General features: G+C 37.2%; 13 protein-coding genes and 1 pseudogene. 13 read left to right on the top strand and 1 reads right to left on the bottom strand.

Going from position 1 to position 16247, the window contains the following annotated elements; genetic code table 11:
- Positions 1-15: 15 nt before the first annotated feature.
- On the bottom strand, positions 16-627 hold the full coding sequence (locus tag QZL88_RS00070; protein WP_296937676.1) for a GNAT family N-acetyltransferase: 612 nt from the start codon (positions 625-627) through the stop codon (positions 16-18).
- 334 nt (positions 628-961) lie between these two features.
- On the opposite strand from QZL88_RS00070, the gene QZL88_RS00065 reads away from it, so the two are divergent.
- From QZL88_RS00065 to QZL88_RS00005, 13 genes and pseudogenes are all read left to right on the top strand, one after another.
- Positions 962-2056, top strand: coding sequence for an efflux RND transporter periplasmic adaptor subunit (locus QZL88_RS00065; protein WP_296937674.1), 1095 nt, complete (start codon positions 962-964; stop codon positions 2054-2056).
- Complete coding sequence (locus tag QZL88_RS00060; protein WP_296937672.1) at positions 2053-5151, top strand: efflux RND transporter permease subunit; 3099 nt, start codon at positions 2053-2055, stop codon at positions 5149-5151. Before QZL88_RS00065 ends, QZL88_RS00060 begins: the two co-directional genes overlap by 4 nt.
- Positions 5138-6514: a TolC family protein gene (locus QZL88_RS00055; protein ID WP_296937669.1), complete on the top strand. Its 1377-nt coding sequence runs from the start codon at positions 5138-5140 to the stop codon at positions 6512-6514. Before QZL88_RS00060 ends, QZL88_RS00055 begins: the two co-directional genes overlap by 14 nt.
- Before the next feature lie 41 nt (positions 6515-6555).
- Positions 6556-7065 (top strand): hypothetical protein, encoded by a 510-nt coding sequence (locus QZL88_RS00050; RefSeq protein WP_296937667.1) that lies wholly within the window; start codon positions 6556-6558, stop codon positions 7063-7065.
- 19 nt (positions 7066-7084) lie between these two features.
- The gene (locus QZL88_RS00045; protein ID WP_296937666.1) at positions 7085-7504 is read left to right on the top strand and encodes a DUF2147 domain-containing protein; all 420 of its coding nucleotides are present in this window, start codon (positions 7085-7087) and stop codon (positions 7502-7504) included.
- A gap of 60 nt (positions 7505-7564) precedes the next feature.
- Complete coding sequence (locus QZL88_RS00040) at positions 7565-8581, top strand: histidine kinase (RefSeq protein WP_296937664.1); 1017 nt, start codon at positions 7565-7567, stop codon at positions 8579-8581.
- Positions 8582-8586: 5 nt separating this feature from the next.
- Positions 8587-9342, top strand: a complete 756-nt coding sequence (locus QZL88_RS00035; RefSeq protein WP_296937663.1) for a LytTR family DNA-binding domain-containing protein — start codon at positions 8587-8589, stop codon at positions 9340-9342.
- Positions 9343-9426: 84 nt separating this feature from the next.
- Positions 9427-10554 carry an acyloxyacyl hydrolase gene (locus QZL88_RS00030; protein WP_296937662.1) on the top strand — a complete coding sequence of 376 codons (1128 nt, stop codon included), beginning with the start codon at positions 9427-9429 and terminating at the stop codon, positions 10552-10554.
- Between the two features lie 203 nt (positions 10555-10757).
- Positions 10758-11627 carry a lysophospholipid acyltransferase family protein gene (locus tag QZL88_RS00025; protein ID WP_296937660.1) on the top strand — a complete coding sequence of 290 codons (870 nt, stop codon included), beginning with the start codon at positions 10758-10760 and terminating at the stop codon, positions 11625-11627.
- A 213-nt stretch (positions 11628-11840) separates the two neighbouring features.
- Positions 11841-13082: a BamA/TamA family outer membrane protein gene (locus QZL88_RS00020; protein ID WP_296937657.1), complete on the top strand. Its 1242-nt coding sequence runs from the start codon at positions 11841-11843 to the stop codon at positions 13080-13082.
- A 480-nt stretch (positions 13083-13562) separates the two neighbouring features.
- Complete coding sequence (locus QZL88_RS00015; RefSeq protein WP_296937655.1) at positions 13563-13820, top strand: hypothetical protein; 258 nt, start codon at positions 13563-13565, stop codon at positions 13818-13820.
- Positions 13821-13964: 144 nt separating this feature from the next.
- A complete protein-coding gene (locus tag QZL88_RS00010; RefSeq protein WP_296937653.1) occupies positions 13965-14714 on the top strand; it encodes a hypothetical protein in 750 nt (249 codons plus the stop codon).
- A gap of 502 nt (positions 14715-15216) precedes the next feature.
- A pseudogene (locus tag QZL88_RS00005) lies at positions 15217-16247 on the top strand (site-specific integrase); the annotation flags it as partial.

The following is a 16247-nucleotide window of genomic DNA, read 5'->3' as shown; positions in this document are numbered from 1 at the left end:
TAGGATTCACAACAATTAGAACAATTTACAGAATAAGAAACAGTTTAAAGGAATCTCTCTTTTATGTATTTCTAATATTATACTCCGTGTTACAGCTTCTTTAAATCCACGATGTTGATAGAATTGGTAAGTCGAGCCTGAATCTGTATACAGATAAATTAGTTTTCCTTTCGCATATTTTTCCAATTCGTTTAATAATAATGTGCCTATTCCTTTTCCTTTAATATCGGGATCAACGGCGAAATAATTAATCTCTCCATCAGGGTTATTACTTTCTTTAAATTCTTTAAGCATTTGTATGTTAGCCTTATCGTAAACACTGGATGCATTTTTGTAGAATAGGTTTATAAAGAAGATAACTACTTTTATAAAAGCATTATAAAAGGCGGATGTGAAAATTTTAGGTTCATCTTTCATGTCAGCCAGTAAAACACCGACTAACCGGTCATCCATATAGGCTCCAATAGCTTTGGTAGCCTTCGTTATTTCTAAATACCAAAAATACTTACTATACAAATAAAGCTCAATTCCATTTGTGGCATACCAGGATAAATGCATGCCTTCAATGGCAAATTCCCGGGCTCTGTTAAAATCCTGTTTCCTGAGTTGCTTGATTACAATGTTCATAATTATTCATTTTATTAATTTATACCATCTAATTATTGATTCTACGGCCTTCTTCCGCCTCCTTTACTGGTAAATTTACTATATATATTAACTGCATTCCATCTTATTTGTCTGAACTGACAAAAAGCGCATCTAAAGTGTGTTAGAGTCATTTAAGCTGTTTTTTTTGATGTGTGACAGCTATGTTTTTTCAGTATTCCATAGAAATTCGATTCAAAAATCAGTTCAGATCACTATATAACGGTTCAACCCTGAATAATTACGATTCGTTTTTTTTTCCTATTAACCCCATGATAGGATGCCTTAATTTTGAGGCGAAAAAAACAAAACGATTATGCGAAAAAAACTTTATTTGATACTTGGAGTCTTGTTATTAGTCGGTTTGATCTTATTTAAGCTTTTCAGTAATAAAGAAAACGCTGAAAAAGAAATACAGGCCGAAAAAGAATCGATTCCTTTTGCAGTAGAAGCCATTGTAGTCAAAAAGTCTGATTTTACAAATACAGTTTCATATCCCGGAACTGTAGAAGTGTCGGGTATGGTCAATGTTGTTTCAGAGACCGATGGAAGAGTCGTAAAACTGAATATCCAAAATGGCAGTACAGTCAAGAAAGGCCAGGTGATCGCCATCCTTAATAATGACATGAAAAAATCCTCTCATCAGATTCATCAGATTGATTATAAAAAAGCAAAGGAGGATTATCAACGCTATCTGGAGCTACATAAAAAAAATAATGCAACAGGCGTAGAGCTGGAAACCGCCCGGCATGCACTGGAAACCGCTGAAAAGCAATTACGAATATCACAGTCGGAATTGGACCGGAGTGTAATACATGCACCGGTCGGTGGAATTATAGCCGGAAAATCTGTGAATGCGGGAGATATTTTATCTCCGGGTAGTCCGATTGCAGTAATTGTTCCCCTGAATGAACTTGAAATCCGCTTTAATGTTCCGGAAAAGGAAATACCCCGGATACATAAAGGACAGCAGGTGAATTTTACAATAGACGCATATCCTCAACATATTTTCGTAGGGATTGTCTCCGCAATTATTCCCACAGCTAATCAGGCTAAGTCCTTTCCTATATTAATCAAAGTGAAGAATGACCAGCATGGTATTACTCTGATGGGCGGAATGACAGCTAATATTAAGACAGAAGATACTCAGGCAGTTTCTACGCTTATTATTCCCCGAACCGCTATCCGCGACAATTACGTCTGGTTGGTACAAGAGGCAGGTAGGACTATCCGCCGCACTATCAAAACAGGGCGAGAATTTGAAGATCAGGTTGAAATCCTATCAGGATTAGCAGCCGGAGATACTGTCGTGTTTAAAGGACAATCCAATATAAACGAAGGCCTTGTTTTAGAAAACTTAAAGATCGTAGATTATAAATCGGATACACAAAACCAAACGGGATCAAAATGAAAATTACAGAATTGGCAATTAAACGCCCCATATTATTTATCGTATTTTATCTTATCATTGCCGGTTTGGGTATCTTAGGATACAGCAAGCTGCGTTATGAGTTACTTCCTGAATTGGCCACCCCTGTGATTACGATTACTGCCGTCTATCCCGGAGGATCACCTTCGGAAATAGAAAATACGGTATCAAAAAAACTGGAAGATGCGATTTCCGGAGTCAATAAAATAAAAAAGGTAAGTACCTATTCAGCGGAAAACTCTTCAGTTATTTCGATTGAATTCATAGCCGATGCAGATCCTGAAAAAGCAATGCAGGATGTTCAGCGGGCTGTCAACAAAATACTCCCAGAGCTTCCTGCGGCAGTAAAATCTCCGACATTGGAAAGTTACAGTATAAATGCAGAACCTGTACTAAGGATCGGCACTACGGCCAATATCCCGGAAGAGCAATTATATGAATTGCTGGATAAACAGATCAGGCAGGGGATTTCACAAATCAGGAATGTGGGACGGGTTACTCTTTTGGGTGGATCTCCCCGGGAAGTAAAAGTATCGGTAAACCTGGAGAAACTGAAAGCATATGGTATCGGCATCGATGAACTGACCGAAGCCATTGGGCGTAGTAATGTGGAAATACCTATCGGAGCAGTTAAATCTGCTGACGGGGAATTTGATGTACGTACAACCGGCAAAGTAAGGGATTTTGACCAGTTAAGGATGCAGCCTGTCAGGATACTATCTGACGGAAGTGTAATTTATGTAAAAGATGTTGCCGACATAAAAGAAGGCAAGAAAGATTTGTCAGTCGTGAACCGCATAAACGGAGAGAATTCGATAGGTCTGCTTGTGGATAAACAAACCGGAGCTAATGCCGTAGAAGCCTCGGAACTGGTAAGAGAACATCTTACCAAGCTGGAATCACTATACAGCGATGTCGGCTTAAAGTTTTCAGTTATTCAGGATTCTTCGGAGTTTACACTCAAAGCTGCTCATTCGGTATATTTCGACTTCTTTGTAGCGGTTGCTCTGGTGGCTTTAGTCATGCTCGTCTTCCTGCATAGTTTGCGCAATGCCGTAACAGTACTAATTGCGATACCCACGTCTTTACTTGTCGCCTTTATCATGATGTTTACCCTGGATTACTCATTGAATCTGATGACTTTACTGGCCATGTCACTGGTGATAGGAATCCTTGTGGATGATTCAATCGTGGTATTGGAAAATATCTATCGCCATTTGGAAATGGGCTCCGACAGGATGAAAGCCTCACTGGACGGACGTACCGAGATTGGTTTTGCCGCCATGTCTATTACCCTGGTGGATGTGGTTGTCTTTCTCCCACTCGCTTTTGTACCGGGGCTGGTAGGTAGCCTGGTGAAGGAGTTCTCATTGGTAATCGTTATTTCCACATTGTCCAGTTTAATGGTTTCTTTCACGCTTACCCCAATGATCTCTTCCCGTTTTTCAAAACTGACGCACCTGGATGGAAAAAGCATCTTTTCCAGATTTGCTCTTTTCTTTGAAAAACAAATTGATTCTTTGACAAGGTTATATGAACGGGTTTTAGATTGGGCTTTAAAAAACAAATGGAAAACGATTGGTATTTGCGGTGCTTTTCTTATAGCATCTCTCAGTTTGATGTTTACCGGATATGTCGGTAGTGAGTTTGTGCCGACTGCCGACAAAGGAGAGCTTTCCTTATTGATAACCGCACCTCCCGGAACACGGCTCAATGAGATGGACAGAATAGTTGAATCTATAGAAAAACGGATTAAAAAAGTTCCTGAGGTAACAAAGCAGTTCACTTTGGTCGGTTATCAGAGCGACGGATTTAACGAAAACAAGGGCGGTAATGTTGCCAGCATAAATATTTCCTTAGTAGAGGCAAAAGACCGGAAAAAAAGCCTTTCTCAAATCAGCAGGGAATTAAAGCGGATTGCTTTATTAGAGTCCGGGGTAAAAGTCGATGTGTCCACAGTCGGATTATTCGGGACCAATGCCGCACCGATACAGCTTTTGTTATATGGACAGAACAGAGACTCCGTTATTTCTACGGCACGTCGGTTATTGGACGATGTAAGGAAGATCGATGGAATTGTGACCCCAAAGCTGTCCGTGGAAGAATCAAAACCGTCACTTCAGGTAAACATAGACAGAAAGAAACTAGGAGACTTGGGCCTGACGGTTGAAGGAATCAGCAGTGCTTTGCGTATTGCGATAAATGGTTCCGATGATATGAAATTCAGTAAGGATGGCACAGATATAGATATGCAAATCTCATTACGGGAGAAGGACAGGGCTAACATCTCCGATCTGGAAAATTTCCCGTTTGTCAACAGCTCGGGACAATCCGTATATTTAAAGCAATTTGCAGAAGTGAAACTCTCCACAGCACCTTCCGTGTTGGAAAGACGTAATAAGCAATCTTCCGTTATGCTGATGGCTAAAGTTGCCGGCAGGCCGACAGGCGATGTCGGGGAAGACATCAAAGCCATGGTAAAAAGTAATCCTTTGCCATCTTCGGTGTTTCTTTCGTACGAAGGAGACCTGGATATGCAGGATGATGCTTTTGGAAGCCTTGCTGTTGCTTTGATCATGTCATTGATCCTGATTTATTTGATCATGGTTGCCCTGTATAACAATTGGGCTTACCCCTTTGTGGTACTGTTTTCCATACCTGTGGGAGCGGGAGGTTCCATTCTCGCTTTAGCACTGGCAGGGAGATCCATGAATATTTTTTCCATATTCGGATTGATCATGATGATGGGGCTTGTTGCAAAGAATGCAATCCTTTTAGTCGATAGGGCCAATGACAGGTTAGCCGAAGGTGAACCTTTGCATGAAGCATTGATCGATGCGGGAAAAACCCGGTTAAGACCGATTCTGATGACCACACTCGCGATGGTGATCGGGATGTTGCCACTCGCCCTGTCAAAGGGAGCCTCAGCTGAGATGATCAGCAGTCTGGCATGGGTACTTATCGGAGGGCTTACGAGTTCCATGTTCCTTACATTGGTACTGGTTCCGGTAGTTCACTATGGCATTACAAAATTGATACAAAAAACAAGAAAAAGAAAAGGAAATGAGACGGAATAAAGCAATATTTATCATTCTTATACTCCTGTTTGGCAGTATACAGCTAAAAGCCCAAATGAATGCGGCGAAGGAAGATTTAGTCATCCCCTTATCTATAGAACAGGCTGTCGATTTAGGCTTATCCCAAAACAGGACGATCAAAGCCACGGAGCTATCGACATTGAAATCACAATATGCAACGAAGGAAATCCAGGCAGACCGTTATCCCCAGGTTAATGCGACAACCTCTTATGTCCGCAATATCAAACCGACTGTTTTTTATTTTCCAAAAGTAGGGATTTCGCCTACGGGAGAACTGGCCGTTAACAACAACGAGATGATGAGCGTCAACGCATCATCGAAAAACCACTTTAATGGTATTATCGACCTTCATCTTCCCCTATTCAATCCCGAATTGAATGAAGGCATAAAACTCTCCAAACTCAATACGGAACTGTCAAAAGCCAATAGGGAAGTTGCAAAATGGGAACTGGCTGATGAAATACGCAAAGCATATTATAATGTACTGTTGGCTGAACTCAATAAAGAACTGGTTGAGAGAGCCATTTCAAGAGCGGAACAAACCTTGAACGACACCCGGGTTCTATATAAAAATGGAGTCGTATTAGTCTCCGATACACTGAATGTTTATATCAACGTACAAGGCCAAAAATCCAACTTATTTATGGTGGATAACCAGATTATACAGGCGATGAATTACCTGAAAGACTTAATGGGGATTTCCCTGGCTAGTGAATTGATCTTAATTGATGCCATTGATGAAGACTACCTATCGGGACAAATATTGGCGGGACAATCCATTCCTTCCTTTTCAGACCGTCCGGATATCAGGCAGAATATATCCCATCAGAGCCTTGCAAAAAAACAGATTGATCTGGACAAAAGCAGAAGGCTGCCTTCTCTGGATTTTATCAGTCAATATCAGATACAGGCTCAATCGGATAACTTTAAGTTCCGTCAATACGATTGGCCCCAAAGCTTTTTTGTCGGCATACAACTGAATATTCCTATTTTCAATGGATTTAAGCATGACCGTAGAGCCAAACAGTCGTTTATTGCATTACAGGAATTAAAAATTGCAGAGGAACAACTAGCCAGCAGGGCTTTGCTGGAATATAAAAATGCAGACGGAGATTTTATGGCATCCTTTTCCAAAATACGTATAAACAAGGATATCGTTCAAGCAGCAGAAAAAAGCTTGGAGTTGGTCAATGAACGTTATAAAAAAGGAATCGGTCGTTATCAGGATGTACTAGACGGACAGTTTAACCTTATACAAGCCAATAATGCGTATAATAAAGCTGTTTATGATGCTTATATCGCATTAGCTGCTAAGAAAAAGGCACTTGGCATTATACGATAAACCGGAATCATTCATTCAATAACTACCATAATAATAAAAAAATGACAAAAAGAAACGTAATACTATTAACAATTGCAGGATTTTCTTTTATAGCGTGTCAAAATACCCAAAAACCAGAAAAGGAGAACACCTTGAAACAGGCTGTAAAACCAACAGGATCTGTGTTAAATGCCAAAGATGTGGATTTTACTTTAGCTAAAAATTACTTCGTAAATAACACTGTAACAAAATTGGAGAATCCTAAAATAGAAACACAGGAACAGTTTGATGAAATTTTTGGAACGGCAGCACACATGGGAAATGATGGAAAGCCTACCGTTATTGATTTTTCCAAGCAAAATGTATTGGCTGTTGTGCTACCGGAAACAGACAGGCAGACAGAAATTTATCCTGTAAGTTTACAGAAAGACGAAAAGGGTGAAATTCTATTGACTTATGAAGTAAAGGTTGGCCAAAAACAAACCTATACCATAAGACCCAATTTTGCTGTTATTATTGACAAATCAGAAAAAGGTAATATCAGGTTAAATGAAATAAAACAGTTACAATAATTTACAAAAACAATATAACATGAAAAATTTATTTTTAAGCCTGGTGCTTTTGTTTATATCATCCTTGGCTTATGCCCAAGACATAACAGGTAAATGGATGACAGAGGACGGCGAGGCCGTTGTAGAGATTTACCAGTCGGGAGATAAGCTCAATGGAAAGATTGTCTGGTTGAAGAATGCCAATGATACGAATGGAAAACCGCTTATAGACCATGAGAATCCCGATAAATCCAAACGCACCAGAACACTTATCGGCCTGCTTATGTTAATGGATTTTAAACAGAACAATGCGAAATGGGAAGGTGGTAAAATTTATGATCCATCGGAAGGGAAAACCTATAAATGCAGTATCTGGCTGGAAAAAGGCAAACTGAAAGTCCGGGGGTATATCGGGATGTTCTACCAGACCCAGACGTGGACCCGAAAAACAGATGGATGATGTAATTGTCACCGCCTTATCACGTCCGGGTCAATAATAATTTCTACATTCGTAACTGTTATGATATTAAAAAATATAGGATTTAAGTTTATCGGATATTTTATCATTGGAATAGTATTTTATCTGATTCTGCTTTTCATCAATCCATGGGATTATGAATTGACTCCCAGCTTATTTATCGAAATGTCAGGAGAATTATTCGTTACCTGGCTAGGGGTGATACTGATCATGGAGTCGGGATTTATTATTACAAAAAAACTGGATGAATATTTCCCATGGCGCTCTTCGATAGTAAAGCGAATTTTAGTCCAGCTCTCTGTTCAAATCGTTTTGGTAAGCCTTATATTCTTTATCTTGAAATTGTTAATGCCCTATCTGTTTACAGATACGACCGCATTCAGGCAATCTTTTGCAACAGGAGTTATTTTATCCCTGCTATTATCGACAATATTTACAGCCGGATCATTTTTTATACAATGGAATGAAGCTACAATCAGGGCTGCAAAATATGAAAAAAAGGTTGCCCAGGCAGAACTTGAACATTTGAAAAGGCAAATAAATCCGCATTTCCTATTTAATAATTTCAGTACATTGGCTTCCCTGATTGAAGAAGATCCACAGTTGGCAGTCGAATATGTACAACGGCTGTCTATTATTTACCGCCATGTACTAAAAGATGAAGAGTTGCATATTGTTCCATTACATGATGAATTGGATTTTATCAACTCCTATCTCTTCCTTTATAAGATGAGATATCAGGAAAGCCTCATCGTAACGGTTGATATCCCCGAGGACCTCATGCAAAAAGGAATAGCTACGGCCACGATGCAATTATTAGTAGAGAATGCCATTAAGCACAATTCGATAAGCAGGCAAAATCCATTAAAGATAGAGATTTTCACCGAAGATAATTTTATCGTTATAAGAAATAATGTCAATCCCATTATTAATCCTGTGGATAGTACCGGAATCGGTCTTCGCAATATATCCTATAGATATAATCTTCTAAGTAAGAAATCTATAAAGATAGAACACAGTGAGCATACTTTCCTTGTTAAAGTTCCATTATTAGATTGATTAACATGATAAAAGCAGTAATTATAGAAGATGAACCGTTAACAGCCAATCGCCTGAAAAGGCTGATAGGGAAAGTGCGGGAAGATATAGAAATAGTGGCTCTTTTACAAACAGTTAAAGAAACGCTGGAATGGTTAACCTCTAATGATGAGCCTGATCTGTATTTTATGGATATTCAGTTATCTGACGGTCTGAGTTTTGATATATTTTCGGCATTCAAAATCACAAAGCCCGTAATATTTACGACAGCTTATGATGAATATGCCATAAAAGCTTTTAAAGCCAATGGCATTGATTATTTACTCAAACCGATTGCCCTTGATGATATTGAAAAAAGTCTGGCCAGGTATAGACAATATCACCCTGTTTCTCCAGTCCCTGACATAGAGGATATCCTCCGGAAAGTATCCCAAAAGCAACCTGTGTATAAGGCTAATTTTCTGGTAGAATGGCGTGACCAGTTATTATCTGTTCCTGAAACAGATATAGCCTATTTCCACTTGTCAAACAAAATAACATACCTTGTTACGGCAGATAAAAAGTTCGTTATCTCATCTACTCTGGATTATCTGGAAAAAGAAATCAATCCTCACCTCTTTATTCGGATTAACCGCCAACTTATTATTTCCCGAAAATGTATAAAAAATATACACGTGTACTTTGGAAATCGTCTGAAGCTTTATTTGTTCCCGGCTCCGGAAGAGGAGGTGATTGTAAGCAGGGAGCGGGTGTCGGAAATAAAAATATGGTTAGATAGCTAAAATGCTATTTATATACCCTTTATCTCTGTTTAGATAATCTAAATATCATTTATGAATCCATTTTGTTTTCATTCGAAAAATCGAATGTATATTAATCTTTTGTGCCTTTTTACAGCGGTACTATCCGCTGATTGTTTTGCGCAGGCTGACTCTATCAAAAGCAAACAGGTTAAAAATCCTGTTATTTATGAGATGGAGTTAGACAATGGAGGAATCGTGAAACAAAAGGGTGTGGGAAGCATTGCTTATAAAAATGCTTATTACCAGGGTATTCATCTAAGAATCGGTTGGAAACAATTAGGTACGAATGATAAATACAACCAGCTTTATAACAATCCAGTCTATGGAATAGGTTTGTATTTGGCGACATTGAATAAATCATCAATCGGCAATCCATATACTCTATACGGGTTTGTACAAGTACCCCTAAAGCATGAGCTGAATAGTAAATGGTCATACGATTACCGTATAGCCTTGGGTTTATCCGGAGATTTTAATCCGTTTGATAAAGTAAAGAATCCCACCAATAAGGTTATCGGCTCTGAAGATAATGTTTACATTGGCTTCGGGTTCAGGGTACAATATAAACTGCATCCCAACTGGAAAATGGGAATGGGGTTGTCATTCCATCATTTTTCAAATGGTGCGCTGGCATTACCGAATAAAGGAATAAACCTCATGCCCTTATCCTTATCGCTGAGTTACCAGCCTCAGAAAGATATACCGGTTCACAAAAATCTTCCTATAAAATCCTATAGCAGAAAGTGGATGTATCATTTTAATTATGGAATGGGATTTAAGCAACTTCACGAAGACCTAAGCAAGCGATATCTTAAAATTTCTCTTGGTTTTTATGCAAGCAGGCACATATCTCATAAATGGAGAATCGGTGGAGGCTTGGATATTTTTTATGCTGCATCCGGCAATAAAAAAGAGATTGCTGACGATAAAGCAGGAAGAATAAGTTCCATATTTTCCGGTGGCCCCTCTTTTTATCTTGTCCATATATTGAATGAACGCCTGATTCTGAATGGTAACATCGGCTGTTATATTCACAAACAGAACTTCAATGGAGAGATAAACAGATTCTTCCTGCGCGCGGGGATCAGGTATTATGTGTATAAGAATCTGAATACCGGCCTTTCAATCAAAGCCCATATGGGCAAAGCTGATTTTATAGAATGGTCATTAGGATATACGATTAACAAGTAGAAACTCTGCTTAAAGCAAACAATCCGCTTTATTATGAAGCTTAAAATAAATTTACGATGAGCTCCTGTCAATTTAAACTCATTCTTTCAGAAAATATTAGCTGAGAAAATAAGAGGTTGTATTATTTAAAATCAATTATTATCAATCCATCCGCTATATAGCTTAGCGATTTTGGATTACTAAATCCCATTACTGATTAAAAAATGAAACAAATATTGCAAATGATTATCTATAAAGGTATTTATGTTATTGCTTATACCGTGAGCCTAATACCTATGGTATTCCTGTATGCAATGGCTTCCGTCGCTTTTTTTGTTATTTACAATATTATTGGTTACAGGAAGGCTGTGGTAATCCAAAACATGGCACGCTCCTTTCCCGATAAATCGTATGGGGAGATTCACTGTATAATGAAAAAATTTTATACGTGTTTTACTGCCTATTTTGCTGAAATCATAAAAAGCATATCCATCCCTGCAAAAGAACTTGATAAGAAAATAATTTTTGAAAACCTGGAACTTATAGACAGGTATATAAATACAGGACGAAACGTTATTGTCTGTCTGGGGCATTGTGCTAATTGGGAGATGCCTAATTTTATAGCCTGCAAACTTCCCTACAATATGTATGCAGTATATAAGCCTCTACGGTCAATAATAATAAACAGGCTGATGATCAAAATTCGATCCCGTTTTGGCGTAAAACTGATATCTCATAAATCAATTGTGCGCCACATCCTGACTCAAAAGTCATCACCTGCCGTTTACTTTTTTCTGGCAGACCAATGTCCCCGAATAAAAGATGACAAATACAAATTCGATTTCCTGAACCAGGAGACATATGTTTTTTCAGGTATGGAAAAGCTGTCACGAATTAGTCGATCATCTGTAATTTATTTACATATCCAACAACTATCGAAAGGAAATTATAAAGTAAGATGTATGCCTATATGTTCTGAAACGGAGTCTATGAATGAAGGGGAAATATCTCTAAGATACATAAACTTACTAGCTGAAAATATCAATCAAGAGCCATACGGCTGGTTATGGACACATAAACGATGGAAAAAATAAAAAGATGATGTACTTTTTTTTAATACCATTAATAGCAATAATATTGCTATTAATTGCCTGGCTAATTATTCTGTTAGTTTTCTTAAGAGTATTTAGTGACGACGACGAATGATAATATGGCACAGCCCGCAGAGTTTATATATTTAGTAAACTATAATTAAATGATTAACTTTTTGTTTAAAATCATATTACGTATAATGTAACCTATTTCAAATGAGATCTCAATATATTAAAATAATAAGTACCATCTTGGTATATTCCGGGATTTTCTCTTTCGATTTACAGGCACAGATTCCTGTGGATTCAACAGCTGTTGACAATAAGTTAGATACACTCAGAAAGAAAGATGTTTTTGATGTCATCGAGGGCTTATTTGATATAAAAAAGCAGGAGGCTAAGGATACAACGGACAGGAAATTTAATTTTTCTGTTTTGCCATTTACAACTGAAGTCCCTGGTGGTGGAAATATCCTAGTAACATCACTATCCGCAAGTTTTTATTTAGGAAATCGAAAGAATACCAACCAATCTGAAGTTTGGCTTGAACCATATATCGATTTTGAAAATAGATATGGCATTTCAGTTCGTTCTTATATCTGGTTAAAACAAAATACGTGGGCTCTACGTGGCGATATGAGGATCTATAACTACCCGGAGTATACCTGGGGACTAGGAAAATCAAATTCTTATGAGAATAAATTACTCGTAGATAGGTCTTATCTGCGTATTTATCAACATTTTTTACGGCGGGTTTCTCCCGGCTTACTCGTTGGCTTAGGTTATAATTTAGATGTACACTCAAATGTTCATACGGATTCTTCAGATAAGACGCTCGCAGAATACACAAACTATCATTATGGGACTGAAAACTATGTACGAAGTATTTCTTCCGGCATAAACTTTAACCTTCTATATGATACGCGAGGAAATTCTATTAATCCGTCGAAAGGTGATTATATAAATTTAGAGTATAGAAATAATTTAAAATTCTTGGGTAGTGACCGTTGGTGGCATTCTTTATATTTTGATGTGCGGAAATATTACAGATTACGTAATTCTTCGAGAAATCAAAATCTAATTGCATTATGGAGTTATTTTTGGACGACATTTAATTCCAGCCCTCCTTATTTTGATCTGCCATCCATCGGATGGGATAGTTTCAATAGTTCAGGTCGAGGGTTTCAGCAAGGGAGATTCCGATCAAAGTCTTTATTTTATTCAGAAGCGGAGTATAGGAGGGATATTACTAGAGATGGACTTCTCGGATTTGTTTTATTTGTTAACATCAATAGTTTGAATGGCCCAAAAAGTAAACTATTTTCCAATTGGAACCTTGGAGCAGGAGGGGGGCTTCGAATTAAGGTTGATAGAGAGTCCGGAACTAATATTTCTTTAGACTACGCCGTAAGCCGTGATTATTGTGGTCCATATTTTACATTGGGAGAATATTTTTAGTAATAATAACAGATAATTTTTTAAATTATCATACAGTTCTATTCACTCTCAATATATAGACCTCAAATATAATTAAAAATGGATGTTTCTTACCAATTGGAAATTGCTGAACGAACGTGTACAATTTCTATTCGTCTTATTTTAGATATAATTTTCTTCTAAGATGGTCAAATCTCATTCGTTTTTTAATTAGAAAAGTCTACAGAAACTCTATTAACATGTTGATAATTCCGTTTGTAAATCTCTATATTTATAATAGTTTTGATTATTTTTATGGTGTAACAATCTAAAATCTAATTATGTATAGTTTATTCCCAGACGAACACGTATATATTGATTTTTCCGTCAAGATTTCTATTCCAGTCGGAAAAAACAAAAAGAGCTACTATATCGGTAAAGAAAAAGGCATCCTTAAAAAGTATATAGGCGAAGACTTTCTAGGCTATGAGTTTCGTTCGATGAATGGATTTGTTGAACCACATGAACCGCAGGAATAGCAACCGGATAGCACAAGGAAATCCATCAAGATACGAGAAAGGTGGAGACGATGAATTACTTATAATCCAAAATATGTTGCTTTCTAATTATTGCGATATTGAGTTTCATATATATGTTGTTCAGCCAGGGATAGAGAAGAATAAATTGGCTAATAGTTCGGAGTTACTATCATTACTTGGTGCAACCGATTTACTTTTAAAGAGAACGGGAAACGAATTTTCTATAATCACGAATGAATAATTGGCTACGGCTGATAATAATAAAATTATTTGTCAATTATGTAAACACGGTCAAAGCCACTAAAATAAGTTATACTGAATAAATATTCAATCATCTTTTTTTCAATTCTTTGTACTCTTAAAGATTAAAATATTGCAGTGTGCTATGAAAGATAAATGTTACCTTATAAAAAGCATCTCTCCCTATATCAGAAGAGGGGATACATTAGAACTTGTCAATAAGTACCTCTATGTATCTATAAATGAGGATTGGGAATACGCTCCCAATATTGAACTTAGTTATAGTGAGGAATATAAATCAGAAGTAACTTTAGCTAGTGAATATGTGAAGGTGAAACGTATCATTCCCGAAATATTCGATTCATACTATACAAGTACAATTCGTAAATTGAGTGAATCTTTTTCAGAAAATGGAGAGTATTACTTTAAATACAGCATAAAAGCCTGTAAATTATATCTTTTTACAGATTCTAAGCACGTAACTATAGATATTAACAATGATATAGATAATTTTTATTGTAATTTTTCCCGATATAGTGGAATTCGAGGACGAAATACAGCAAGGAAAGAATTAGATACTTTGCCGGAAGAGGTGATGAGGCAACTCTTCAATTTAACAATAGAATTATTGCATGATCCGCAAAATCTCAAGAATTTGAAAGACGAATATTACAAGCAATTAAGTTTGTTAATAGAAAATAGAGAACCTATTAAAGGTCTTATTCTAAATGCTGATATTGCGTTTAATGAAGTACGAATACAGATTATTGATAGAATAGAATCTATTGAAAATAGGATGATTAATTTTGATGATACATTAGAAAACCGAAATGAATTAAGAGGAGAGCTGAAAGGTTTAAAATATTGTCTTAAAATTCTTGATAGTAATAGATAGTATATGCTCTAATTAATATTTTTGAGGTGAAAAGGTGCTAAATAAAGATTGAAATAGAAGTGGATAAATATTACTTTTTTTGCTATCTTTGAATCTAGAGATGAAGCAGACAATTCATAGACAATAGCTGCTTAAAATGCTGTAAAAAAAGCGTTGCTAATTCGTAACCGACAGCTTCTTTGAAATTATAAAACACTGTATAGTAAGACATAGAAAGAAAGGTTCACCAACCTCTCTCTCCGCTGAAAGCCTAAGACAAAAGGCGACAAAAAACAGACAAACCGTTCAAATTCAAAGATTTGAGCGGTTTTTTATTTCTTTTTGTCTGGGTGTAAAAGTAAAAAATAGCCCCGAAAAGACACTTTTCGTACCCCCAAAGCGAATTTCCCCATAGGGGGTACGATTTGTCGGAAAATGGCTGATGGCTGTCCTGATTTGTCCGGTCTGTATTGAACTCAATTTGAGATAATTAAAATACGTTTGTAATTTAAAAATTGAGTTTATGAAAAGTACATTCCGAGTACTCTTTTCCTAAAAAGGGACAAGAAAAAAGCGGATGGGAATTGCCCCGTCATGTGTAGAATTACTGTCAATGGTGATGAATCCCGGTTTAATACGAAAATCTATCTACATCCCGACCATTGGGATGTAAAGGCAAATAAGGTAGTAGGAAGCACCGTTGAGAGCAGACGGCAGAACAGTTTACTGGACGATGTTAAGGCTTCTCTACATCGAATATACCATGATATGCAACGGTTCGATGTCGTTACTTCCGAGAAAATTAAGAATGAATTTTTAGGCTTTAATGAAAGTCACGATATGCTGCTCGATTTATTCGACAGGCATAATAATGATGTAAAGGCTTTGGTCGGTATCTCCAAATCGGCTGCCACTTATCAGAAATACGAAGTCACCCGGAAGCATCTTGCTAATTTCATCCAATCCAAGTATAGGCTTTCGGATATTGCTTTGAAGTCCATTAATAATATGTTTATTAACGACTTCGAGGTGTATTTGTTGAGTACTGCAAAATGCAGCCATAACACGATGGCGAAGTTCATGCAGTTTTTCAAACGCATAATTCTTATTGCCCGAAATAACGGATTGATACAGGGCGACCCGTTTGCAAGCTATAAAATCCAAATCAAGAAAGTAGACCGGGGTTATCTGACCGAAGAGGAAATCGACAAACTCCTGAAAAAGAAATTCAGCACAGAACGGCTTGAACACGTAAGGGATATTTTTGTGTTTTCATGTTTCAGTGGTCTTGCGTACATAGATGTAAAGAACCTTACTCAAGACAATATCCGTACTTCATTTGATGGGAACTTATCGATAATGACAAAACGGCAAAAGACGGATATAGCCGTGAATGTTCCCTTGATGAAGATTCCACAGATGATTTTGGAGAAGTATAAAGGCAAGCTGCCTAACGGGATGCTTCTGCCCGTATTGAGTAATCAAAAGGTAAATGCTTATCTCAAAGAAATAGGCGACTTGTGTGGTATAAATAAGAATCTTACATTCCATCTT

The organism is uncultured Dysgonomonas sp. (genome assembly GCF_900079725.1).
In the GTDB taxonomy this organism is placed as follows: Bacteria; Bacteroidota; Bacteroidia; order Bacteroidales; family Dysgonomonadaceae; genus Dysgonomonas.
The sequence above is the reverse complement of the archived record's forward strand: the minus strand, read 5'-3'. Positions and strand labels throughout refer to the sequence as shown.